This is a genomic window from bacterium, assembly GCA_022616075.1.
Classification (GTDB): domain Bacteria; phylum Acidobacteriota; class HRBIN11; order JAKEFK01; family JAKEFK01; genus JAKEFK01.
Genome location: JAKEFK010000146.1, coordinates 1 through 10,978, shown reverse-complemented (window position 1 = coordinate 10,978; position 10,978 = coordinate 1). Strand labels below are relative to the sequence as shown.

At 48.1% G+C, this 10,978-nt stretch carries 9 protein-coding genes; 7 read left to right on the top strand and 2 right to left on the bottom strand.

Going from position 1 to position 10,978, the window contains the following annotated elements:
• Both L0156_11895 and L0156_11890 read right to left on the bottom strand, forming a co-directional pair.
• A partial coding sequence (locus L0156_11895; protein MCI0603702.1) for a choice-of-anchor B family protein occupies positions 1-612 on the bottom strand: 612 nt, incomplete at its 3' end.
• Positions 613-684: 72 nt separating this feature from the next.
• Positions 685-2,355 (bottom strand): hypothetical protein, encoded by a 1,671-nt coding sequence (locus L0156_11890; protein MCI0603701.1) that lies wholly within the window; start codon positions 2,353-2,355, stop codon positions 685-687.
• A gap of 133 nt (positions 2,356-2,488) precedes the next feature.
• Here L0156_11890 and L0156_11885 point away from each other — a divergent pair, with 133 nt between their 5' ends.
• The 7 genes from L0156_11885 (at position 2,489) to L0156_11855 (ending at position 10,928) form a co-directional block, all read left to right on the top strand.
• Positions 2,489-3,100, top strand: coding sequence for an RNA polymerase sigma factor (locus tag L0156_11885; protein ID MCI0603700.1), 612 nt, complete (start codon positions 2,489-2,491; stop codon positions 3,098-3,100).
• Between the two features lie 8 nt (positions 3,101-3,108).
• On the top strand, positions 3,109-4,113 hold the full coding sequence (locus tag L0156_11880; GenBank protein ID MCI0603699.1) for a FecR family protein: 1,005 nt from the start codon (positions 3,109-3,111) through the stop codon (positions 4,111-4,113).
• Positions 4,114-4,119: 6 nt separating this feature from the next.
• Positions 4,120-5,286 carry a VWA domain-containing protein gene (locus tag L0156_11875; GenBank protein MCI0603698.1) on the top strand — a complete coding sequence of 389 codons (1,167 nt, stop codon included), beginning with the start codon at positions 4,120-4,122 and terminating at the stop codon, positions 5,284-5,286.
• Between the two features lie 63 nt (positions 5,287-5,349).
• Positions 5,350-7,152 carry a CHASE2 domain-containing protein gene (locus tag L0156_11870; protein MCI0603697.1) on the top strand — a complete coding sequence of 601 codons (1,803 nt, stop codon included), beginning with the start codon at positions 5,350-5,352 and terminating at the stop codon, positions 7,150-7,152.
• A complete protein-coding gene (locus L0156_11865) occupies positions 7,124-8,170 on the top strand; it encodes a hypothetical protein (protein ID MCI0603696.1) in 1,047 nt (348 codons plus the stop codon). The genes L0156_11870 and L0156_11865 overlap by 29 nt, the downstream gene beginning before the upstream one ends.
• Positions 8,167-10,110 carry a M48 family metalloprotease gene (locus L0156_11860; protein ID MCI0603695.1) on the top strand — a complete coding sequence of 648 codons (1,944 nt, stop codon included), beginning with the start codon at positions 8,167-8,169 and terminating at the stop codon, positions 10,108-10,110. Before L0156_11865 ends, L0156_11860 begins: the two co-directional genes overlap by 4 nt.
• An 11-nt stretch (positions 10,111-10,121) precedes the next feature.
• Positions 10,122-10,928, top strand: coding sequence for a hypothetical protein (locus L0156_11855; GenBank protein MCI0603694.1), 807 nt, complete (start codon positions 10,122-10,124; stop codon positions 10,926-10,928).
• The last annotated feature ends 50 nt before the right edge of the window (positions 10,929-10,978 follow it).

Sequence of the window (10,978 nt, the reverse complement as noted above, 5' to 3'; positions counted from 1 at the left end):
CAGCTTCGGATTCTTCGGTTTTTTCAAACTGAAGACATTCAGCCCGCCTTCATTGGAACCTTCGAAATACAGATACGGTGTAAGCCCTGGTAAAGCCTGACCGGTTGCGTAATCGATGTTGGAGATAAAAACAGTATGAGATGTATCCACATCCCGATCGGTTCGCTGAAGAAAAACTCTATCAGGCAATTCTGAAAGATTGATGATCTGAATGCCCCCGCCCGGAGCTTCCGTAGAAATGTAAGCATATCCCTGCCACCGGTTCTTTTTCTTATTGAACTTGGAGTAGACTTTAACCTCTCTCCAAATAGAATTCAACGCAGGAACCGATCCCACAATTCTAGGGTGAACCGGATCAGTAACTTCGACTACGGTTGTGGAATTGTAAAGTCCGATGACTGCATATTCCCGGTTATCGTTTGGATCTACATATCCCCAAACGTGGCTGGCTGCCTCAGGATTTCCAGGAAACTCATTCAATGCAATGTGCGCTTGCAGCCTGACTTTCTTGCAGGAATAACCGCCACTCTGTCCATCGATGCACGGTTGGGCATCAGCAACGCCGATATAGACCGCAAGCAAGATGGACAGGGTGATCAATCGAATAAACATGAACTCCTCCGTTATAATAAGCGGGCTAGAAGCCCGCGGCCCATAATGCAGGCTGGAAGCCTGCGCTCCCTGTTAATCGTAACCGGGCGTCCCAAGATTCTCCAGAATATCAAGAACTCCATTTTTATCGGTGTCCGGATCAAAGCGGGTCAAATTCGTTACATCGGACAAAGCTTCATTGGAAGTGTTTCCCTTACGGCCACTGTGCGGAGCATGGCATCCCGCACAAACGCGCACTTCCCCACTCTTGAGGATCGTGCCGAATCGTTCCCGAACCACGACCTTCTCCGAATGATCCAGCAGCTCCCAAATCAAAGGGGTATCGGCTGGAACCAGCGCAGCAAATGAGCCATCAGAGCGGACCGGAGCTTTTCCGAGCTCTACAAATTTGCGAGCTGAATAACGCGCAAAGGCAGGATTAGCATTGCGCGTCTTTACCATTTTGTAAATTCGCACAAAAGAAATCGATCCACGCTCCGGCGCCGTTTGACGGTCACCGTTTACGACTTTCTTGGAATTCGTGCCGCGATTGAAAACATCCAGACTATTCATCATCGCGTAGTTCACCTTCGTAGATCTGGTGACTCCAATGGAAAAAGGAATGCTGCGTCGTGATGTTAATTCGACCGGCTGCCAGCACCAGAAATTTGGGTCTTCATAGACTGTTTGTTGTTTCTTGCCATCAGCTGACCGACGTACGATCTTGAAATTCGGAATTTCGGAAGGGTCGAGTGTCGGCTTGCTCTGGTAAACCGCGCCTTCCGCATAGCTTGCCAAAACCGACCCATCCGACATCGGATATGAATCGCGCCAACGGCCGTGACGATTGTCTTCTTTCAGATCGAATACGTTGGGTGTCAGGTACACTGGAACTTGCCGGTTCGCGTTCCTGCCGTACTTCATTTTTACGATTGAGCCTGCTCCGAAAGTGTTATCGAGATTTGCCAGAATTCCGATCAACTGATTTGTTCCAGGAATCTCACGAACAGAAACGTATCCACCTTTGAAATCCGGAATGGTATGTGCGCCAAACAAAGGGTGGTCGAACGCGCTACCATCGCGATACACAAACCACGGCAGGAAGCGATTCACAGCAAGCGCATCCGTTTCCTTGCGAATGTTTTTGCGCAGGTCGTGATGATCGAATTGCGAAAACAAAATGACACCGAATTCTTCCGGAGCATAAAACAGCGCGACCGGATTAGAGTGTCCTCCCGGGTTGGCGTTGAGCAACTGAATTCCCGTTCCATCCTCCAGCGAGATATACATTTGCGCGGATGGATAGTTGCGGTAGGGATCAGCCAGACGAAGGCGATCGGAAACAAACACAATCTTGTCGTAAGGAAGATATGCAGGATCAAAGTCATTTACATTTGGATCCCTGCTGAATCGTTTCAAGAAGTTTGCTTTCAAATCGAATTCCCAGATTTGCCAGTTCCCTTTTGAACCCTCTTTCATGGAAAAAATTACCTTTTGACCATCGAGAGAAACTTCCGGATCGCGAACGGCAATCGCAGGCCCTCCCACAAGCTCGCGCAACTCACCCGAAGGATCGATCAAATAGAGTCCGCCGCCAACAGGTTGGTCCTGAGCGGGATTCGTACCTAGAAAATTGCCGGTTAAATCCTGAACAGACGTTCCGCTGTGATTCACCTTCTTCTGTTTGACAAAAATGATGGGATTTGCCAGCGAGCCTGAAAAAGCCAGCCCAGGCAACAAAAGAAGCAAAAGGACTAAAATCATCCGGTTCAATGTATTGACCTCCGTTTCTCAACTATTAAGAGGGGCCTAAAAGCTTGAATCCTCCGGTATAATAAATAAAAGAAATTTTCGAAGGATTCTCCTTGAAGAAGACCTCTAATATATGGACTAAATCATGAAGGAACAGCAGAGAGCCGATTCATTGTTAGTCCGCAAAATGCTTGCCGGAGAAGAGGCCGCATTTGAAGAGTTCTTTGGGCTTTATTTTCCCGGATTGTACCGTTTTGCGCTTCTTCGATTGAATCAGGATTCAGATGCTGCGGAAGAAGTGGTGCAGGGCGCTTTGTGCAAAGCAATTTCAAAACTCAGCACATTCCGCGGAGAAGCCGCTCTTTTTACCTGGCTTTGCACTTTCTGCCGTTATGAAATCAGCGATTACTTTAAAGGAGCCAGACAGCGGCAGTTGATTCATGAAGTGCCGGAAATTCTTGCTGCTCTAGAGTCTTTATTGACCGGCAACGAAGAACGGCCTGATCAAGCAATTCTGCGAAAAGAAGTTGCGGAAACGGTTCAAGTCGCACTCGATTCACTTCCTCCGCGTTACGCGGATGCCCTGGAATGGAAATATGTGCAAGGTCTTTCCGTAAAAGAAATCGCATCGCGATTAGAATTGGGCAATAAGGCGGCAGAATCTATGTTGACCCGGGCACGCCAGGCATTCCGGGACGCTTTTCTCTCGCTGACCGTAGGCCTGGCATGGGCGCGCGAAGCAGGTTCAGGAGGATAACAAGAACCATGACAGGAAAAGACGAAGAAGCGAAAGAGCGGCCCGAAGAACAGCAGAATGACTTACTCGGCATGTTGCTGCGCATGGGGGGCAGCCGTCCAAGCATCCCGGAAGACGTGCGGTCACGAGTTCAATCCGTTGTTCATGCCCATTGGAAACAAAATCTGAACGCGCGCTCCCAGAAGAAATTCCTCATCTTCTTTAGCGGTGCGATTGCTGCATCTATATTGATCTGTGTTCTTGTCTGGCAATTCATGACTCGTGAGACTGCGAATCCTGTATCCGTTGGAATCGTGGAGAACCTTCAGGGTACGGTGTTAAAGGACACGAAAAATGAACCGCTTGTTCGCGGCGGCACTCTGATGTCCGGAACAACACTGCAAAGCGGCGAAACAGGCAGGTTGCTGGTTCGTATGCTACGCGGAGTTTCGTTGCGATTGGACGTGAATAGCCGGCTCCATTTGAAATCCGAATCGGTCTACGTGCTCGAGCAAGGCGCCGCCTATCTCGATTGCAATAGATCCGGGGGATCGATTGCTCTCGTTACACCCATGGGAACCGTTCGCGACAAAGGTACGCAGTTCGAGGTTCGCCTGCAAGAAGGGAAAATGCAGATTCAGGTCAGAGAAGGTTCTGTCCTGTTGGAACAGAATGGCGCAGAAAAAACCGTTGCCGCGGGAAGCAGACTGATCGTTGATGAAAATGGCTCTGCGTTTTTCAGCACGATTTCCTCCTATGGATCGGATTGGAATTGGATCTCGGAAGTTGCCCCCGGTTTTCCCATGGAAGGACTTTCACTCATCGAATTCTTGAACTGGGTAACACGGGAAAACGGATGGTCTCTCCAGTTTGCTGAACCTTCCATGCGCGATTCCGCATCCAAAGTTATTTTGCACGGATCCGTGAAAGATTTATCGCCGCAGCAAATGCTCTCTGCAGTTCTTCCGGTATGCGGACTTACCTACTCTGTTGAGAATGGTGTGCTTGCCGTAAAACCGGGACGAAGGAATTAGCGCAAAATGAGTCGTTTCCTCAAAATTCTTCTCATAACATGCATGCTTCTACAAACGCACTTTGTGTTTGGCGAAGAAGGGATGTCATTCGCGGGTAGGACTCTGGAAGAAGCATTGAGGCATTTTCAATTTCAGGGACTGAATATTCTTTTCAGCAGTGATCTGGTGCGTCCGGAGATGAAAGTAATCAGAGAACCTGTGGGTACTTCGGAGAATTTGATTTTGTCGCAGCTACTGTATCCACATGGTTTGAAAATTCAGCCTGGTCCGCAGAAGACTCTTCTCGTGGTTCGCGCAAACGGAGCTTCCAGCACAAAGGGCTCTTCTGAAACCAACGGTGGAAGCGAGACAGTGGTGGTACCTTTTGTAACGGTTTACTTCACAGCTCGTGATGAAGACAACCGCCCGGTTACACATTTAAGAGCGAAACATTTTATGTTGCAGGAAGATGGCAAAATGCAACCTCTTGTTGAGTTTTCAAATTTTGCCGTGTCCGAGGAACGCAATCCCCTTACAGTTTTCTTTCTTCTGGACAGCAGTCATAGCATGCAGCAGCTTCAGGATGGCGCCAGAAAATATGATGTAAGCAAAAAAGCAATCCTTGCGATCCTAGATCAATTGCAACCCGAGGACCAGATGATGGTCATTGGCTTTCAGGAAAAGTCGTGGATCATCAACGAAATGACTCAGGATACTGAAATTGTTCGTCAGAACGTTCTCGCGGCAAAAGCCAGCCTGGGAAAAACCGCCCTCTATGATACTCTGATCAGCACAGTCAAACAGTCGCAAAGCTATTCAGGCCGAAAAGTCATCATCATTTGTTCCGATGGTGAGGATAATATCAGCAAGTCCTCTTTGAAAGAGGTGACCACTCTGCTGAAATCCACCGATATAACCGTCATGGCGTTTGGAACAAAAATGAGGGGAGATATTGAAAAGAAGGGACGTGAAACTTTAAAAGACATCGCTGGAGTCACCGGTGGTTCCGCTTTCTTTTCTTCCCGTATGGCCGATTTAGATTCAGTGATCGGTGATTTCCAGAGCATTATGGAGAGCCAGTATGTTGCTGGATACGTTCCACCGGAGCCTCTGATGCACAAGAGACGGGAAGTCCGCATTTACTGTCTGATCCCCGGCATTCAGCTTCACTACCGCAAGTCCTACCTGTTTTAACGCAAAGGCGCAAAGGCGCCATGAAAAAAATCTACTTTAGTGTAAAATTATTTCCAGTCAAAAATGCGAATTCCCAGCCGAATTGTTCGCGAACGCCGGTACCTACTGCATGCGCTTCTGGTCAGTTTTGCAATTGCCATTGTCTTTAATGTTGGCGCACAGTACTTGCACGTTTTTCGAGGGCAGGAGAATTCAGCCATCGATAAATTCATGCGAATGCGCTCTCGTGAAAAGTCAGCACAAATCTTCATCGTAGATATCAATGAGCGAGCTTTTTTATCGATTGAGGCCGGTCTTCGGCGCCCGTTATCCCGCAAATTTCTGGCCGAACTGATACAAAAAGTCGCCGATACACGTCCTCGCGTCCTTGCCATTGACCTGGATCTTTCTGAACAAGCGCCCGAACAGGAAACGTTGCTCGCGGCACTAACACAGGCAGCCGGGAAAACAAAAATCGCAATACTTTATGACTTGCAGGTCCAGAAAACAATCAATCAAACAACTATTCGCATTCTGGAAAATCACAAGGCTTTCATGGATGAGATCTGGAAGATTCCAGGGGCAAAGGAGCGCTTTGCTTTTGGGTACATCAATCTGGAAAAAGAAGATCAGATTGCGCGAAGTATGCGGCCGGTCATCATTCTTGACGGCACGCCGCAGCTCTCCTTTCCTGCAGCCGTGATGTATCTTTGCGCCGACCAACCGGCCATGCGGACAAAGAACCACACGGTATCGGTTTCGACAAAAGGATGTTTGAGCGCTCCCAAAGAAGAAATGCATTTTGAAATCGGCGAGGAGGAACGCATCAATTTCCTTCACACCTTCGATCATCCCAGCGCCGGCTTCGTGCTCACGTCCAGCATGGAAACGTTGCACCATCTCACAGGAAAGATTGTTTTGATTGGCGCGACGTTTAAGAAGAGTAAAGACGTATGGAATACGCCACTCACAGGAATGGAAGGATTTGAAAACGGTATGTTTGGTGTCGATCTTCTTGCGAACAGTATCAACACGTTGCTAACCAATAGACGGATCCACCACGTGTCCCTGCTTACGACCATTGCTCTTGATACGTTGTTCGGATTTGGCATCAGTCTCTTCCTTATTTATATAGGCTCGTCTTTTTTACGATCTGTCCTCATCCTTGCAGGTCTCGGTCTTTTCATGGTCGCAGTGAGTTTTCCGCTATTCGCGCACTGGAATCACTGGCTGGATTACATTGCCACAGCAAACGGCGTCACCCTGCATCGCATTCTTCACAGGCGGCACGAAAACAAGAAACAGCGCGCCAGAAGGTCAACACTGGAAGGCCGGGATATGATGGACTGGTTTATCAAAGCAGCCGATTTACCCACCGGGACATCTTACTTTGTACTGGCCGCGGAGATCAGCGACTTGAAGGACGCGTGCGCGGGACAGCCGGAGTACAATGCGTTCCAGCTTGTGAAAGGATGGAAAGAAACGGGAAGAGAGCTTTCAAAGAGATTCCCTGATGCGCGCATTTATCAGGACTCGCGTATCCTCATGTTTTTCCCTGAAACAGCAAATTCAGCCGTGTTGGAGGCGGCACAATTTTTAGTGGAAAAGATTCACGAGCTGGAACAAGAAATGAAGAAACACATCAAGATTTTTCCTGATTTGCATGCCGCGATCGGTGTCGATCGCCAGATGAATGGAGTTGTGGAGGCGATTGGAAATGCCTGCGAACTCGCTTTGATAGCTCATGAAATGAATTCGAAAATCATCGCAACGGAACGTTTTATCAATGCAGCCGCAGATTCCCTGCCAGCAACTTTCTGCGCTGAACTCACTGTCTCAGGAAAAGTAATGAAAGTCTATGAAATCAAAGCAACGGCAAATGTGTAAAACAATTTGGGTGCTCGCCTGCGTAGCGTTCCTTTGTCCCCGGTTATTCTCGGAAGCAGAAAATGAAATCAAGATCGTTGCGGAAATTGCTGAGATCTGCAATTCGAGCGGAGATTCCGGAGTTTGGGTTCACTCCGGCAATAGAAGCCCGGTGAAAGGACGGCAGTATATGGGCTTAAGCAAAGGGGATCGCGTTCTGGTGGACGAGAAATCCAGAGCTGTAGTTCTCCTTCGTTATGGCTTGCCGACCGAGCCACCGCTTCTAGTCTCTAGAATCTGTGAAAAAAATGCACTTGTCTGCGGACCGGAAAGTACCTACGCAAGGAAAATGGAACAGCACTGCCTTACAAGTCAGGTCCCGTATTACGAAGTCAAGGAACCGGCAGCAGATACTCCGTTTTTGAAAAAAGTGGCACAACTATTTACAGATGTTTTTCATCATATTGGCAAGACTGAGTACGATTTCTCTGTCACGCCTTATTCGGATCACCGCCCGAAAGAAAAACAATCGCTGCCCTTTTCACCCGTTGCGCCGTCCGGTTGCGCTGTCCTGAACAATCATCCCGTATTTTACTGGACCGGTCCCGAGGGCCAGGCTTATAAGGTGGAAGTATTTGAGAAGCAATCCGCCAAAAAACTCTGGAGTAGCGACGCCATAAAGCAATTGACTCTTGCCTATTCCGGAGATCCTCTCCGTCCAGGCGAATACACCTGGCATCTTGTCTCGAATAAACAAGAATCGGAAGCTGCAACTTTCGAGATTTTGAATGAAGAAGACCGGGCGCCCGCGCGAGAACTATTGGAAAGTTTTGAGGATCCTGTTTTCAAAACTTACACGCGCGACCAGCTTGCATTGCTCAAGGCATCCGCTCTTGTGGACCAGCGCTTTTACGCAGATGCATTGCCGCTACTTCTAAGTTTGAACCGTACCGATTCGCACCATCCAGCTGTCCCTGCGTTATTAAGAGTAGTGTATGAGAAACAGGGACGTCCGGATTTAAGCCGGAAAGAACAATGAATACGGAGCGCAGGCTTCCAGCCTGCCTGGTTATCTTTCTACTTTTTTTGCTTGCCTTCTCTGACTCAGAAGCTCAGGTAAAAGAAGAATCGGTTATTGGCGCAGTAGATGTCGTAACCGAAGTTCGTCTGGGACGATTCTGGAAGGACTTAGCTCTAAAAGAAAGAGGCTTGAAAATATCCAGCAATTCTTCTTATCAGGAGCTGGTTCAGCGTATAGCAAACAGGATTTTGCGCGCGGTCAATGAGCGACCTGATCTCGATGAATGGAGTTTCACCGTTGTTGAAGACACTTTTCCGAATGCTTCCACTTTCCCGGGTGGTCAGATACTTGTAACGTCCGGAATGATTGAAATTGTAACAAAGAATGGTGTTGTAGATGAGGAAATGGTGGCCGGGGTTATGGGACATGAAATCGCCCATGCAAATCTGCGTCACAGCATTAAAGGGCTGCAAACATCAGGATCCCTGCAATGGCTCATCAATCGAATGGATAAACTGGAGAAGGACAAATCTCCTGGTAAAGAGGAATCCAACGCCGAGCAAGCGAAGCTGGAAACAGAAACATTTCTCGAATTAGGACGCGCGCGATTCAGTCGAATCCACGAGTTCGAAGCGGATGCTTACGGCGCCTTCTATGCAGCTGTAGCGGGATACCATTACTCAGGGGCAATCCGCTACAGCGAGTTGATGATCGCAAAAGGATACGACTACCCCATGCACGACTACTGGACTCCTAGAAAAACCGTCAGGGGACTTCGCTTTACAGACCACCCCACTGAAGTCGAACGGATAGAGCATATGAAATCGTATGCGAGCTCCCTGATGAATGTTGCCTCTGAGTTCGATTGGGGTTACGAAATGCTTCTGGCCCGGAACTACGATAAAGCAATTCTTTGCTTCAAGGACGTAACGCTGAAATATCCACTGAGTTATCAAGCATGGAACAATCTGGGTAAGGCATATCACATGAAGTATTTGGAACAGCAGGATCCGAAATTCGAAAAGTTTCAAGTTGATCTTGCCGACTACTTCGTGAATCTGCGCGAACGGTTGCGTGATCCAAACCTTCTGACGCGTGCTCTCGATTGTTATAGAAAGGCACTGAGCATCAATCCGGCCGAACCGAATGTTAAAAATAATCTTGCAGTGGCTCTTGTTCACACGGGCCAGACGCAAGATCTGGAAGAAGCCGAAGACATTTTGACCCGTTTGCTCAAACGGGATCCCTCCAGCGCGCGATACGCAAATCATATGGCAATCGTTCATTACAAGAAAAACGAAAAGGAGCAGGCAGAAGCACTATTCAGCAAAGCAGCTTCTTCCCTGCCGGCTGCTTCTTACAATCTGGCAGTGGTGCAGATGGAAAATGGAAAACAGGAGAACGCTTTTTCAGGCTTCAGCAGGTACTTGCTGACGGACAATAAGAGTGGATGGGCAGAGTTTGCAAGGCAAACGCTTCAGCAACACAAACAGCCTATCCCTGATGCGCCACAGTCACCTCAAATCAAAGGTCTATTTGGAGTAGCGCCTGGAAACCGGCGAGACCTGGTTACGGCAGCACTCGGGGAGCCGGATCGAACCGATAAAATCTCTACAAGCGCCGGTGACAACGGACAGCGTTTCTGGTATCCGAGTCTCGGAGTAGATGTTGTGTTGCTCGAAGGACGAGTTCAAAGCATCAATCTAAGCGAGATTGAAGCTTCAGCAGTTGCGCACATACCGGATGCTAAAGCGCTGAAGCAACCGCAACCGGAGTTTCTCGGCATTGAGATCGGTGATAGCGAAACGCGGCTAAAAGAAAAATTTGGAACGCTTCTGATCCCTGGAGATGCGTCACGCCGAGTCGGCAAGACTTATTCGTATACCGATGGTAAATTGAAAGTAGATTTTTTTGTCTATTTGTCAAAGGTAATGGGTATATCGCTTCAAAATTTGTAAGGGGGAAAAGAATGAAACGAAACTGGATTCTATTCTTTGTAACATTGCTGCTTTTGCCGGCGGTTGCTCGAAGCGCTGAAGATGATTGGATGAAAAAGGCTGGTCCAAAGGAACCGCTGCAATCGATGCGGTCCTCTTCTTCGCGAAGTGCTGATGCACCAAAACCAGCTACGAACGTTGATCCATTCGGTGGGGTTGTGGACGTTCACGATTTCTACAAAGTCGGCGAAGTTCGTCTTGTAATGGACTTCTCTTCATACTACTCCGCCGTTTATCCTCAAGTAAAAGAGCGACTCGCGGAACATCGAGAGCTTTTGAAAAACGCAAAAATATCTGACGCAACACTTGGTAAATATGATCAGCTTACTGCTGTGCTGCTGACTCTTCCCTTTGAAAAAGGCTATGATCTCTGGCCCGAGGAAGCGAAACAAAAATGGCTGAACGATCCGAGTTGGAATAACTTTTTCAATGCTCTAAAAGACGAGCTCGTAAATAACATCTATTACTGGCTGGGGTATCATGCGATGAACCTTGCCTGGTCCTTACCACGAGTTATGTCCGGAGATACTCTTTCTCAAGCCGCATTATCCAAATTGACGGGGGCTGCAACTGACTATGCCTGGATCATGGGAGAAGCAGGTTTCTCAACTTTTACTCCGGAAGTGCAAACGGCCATTAAAACGATTGGAAGCATGAAAGGAAAATCCGATCCCGATGATCCTTTCTCGAAGGCCCTGGATGTTAAAGATGCAGAACAAATGAAACAAGCGGCAATATCCATTCGAAAGGCAGTACAGGACAAGAAACTCGTCTCCTGATTTTTATTCGCATGCGGGGACTCTTTTACCTTCTGTTTGCGGCCGTCTCT

Excerpts from the sequence above, each read along its gene's own strand:
- L0156_11890 (MCI0603701.1), bottom strand. The coding sequence starts at position 2,355 with ATGATTTTAGTCCTTTTGCTTCTTTTGTTGCCTGGGCTGGCTTTTTCA.
- L0156_11885 (MCI0603700.1), top strand. The coding sequence starts at position 2,489 with ATGAAGGAACAGCAGAGAGCCGATTCATTGTTAGTCCGCAAAATGCTT.
- L0156_11880 (MCI0603699.1), top strand. The coding sequence starts at position 3,109 with ATGACAGGAAAAGACGAAGAAGCGAAAGAGCGGCCCGAAGAACAGCAG.
- L0156_11875 (MCI0603698.1), top strand. The coding sequence starts at position 4,120 with ATGAGTCGTTTCCTCAAAATTCTTCTCATAACATGCATGCTTCTACAA.
- L0156_11870 (MCI0603697.1), top strand. The coding sequence starts at position 5,350 with ATGCGAATTCCCAGCCGAATTGTTCGCGAACGCCGGTACCTACTGCAT.
- L0156_11865 (MCI0603696.1), top strand. The coding sequence starts at position 7,124 with ATGAAATCAAAGCAACGGCAAATGTGTAAAACAATTTGGGTGCTCGCC.
- L0156_11860 (MCI0603695.1), top strand. The coding sequence starts at position 8,167 with ATGAATACGGAGCGCAGGCTTCCAGCCTGCCTGGTTATCTTTCTACTT.
- L0156_11855 (MCI0603694.1), top strand. The coding sequence starts at position 10,122 with ATGAAACGAAACTGGATTCTATTCTTTGTAACATTGCTGCTTTTGCCG.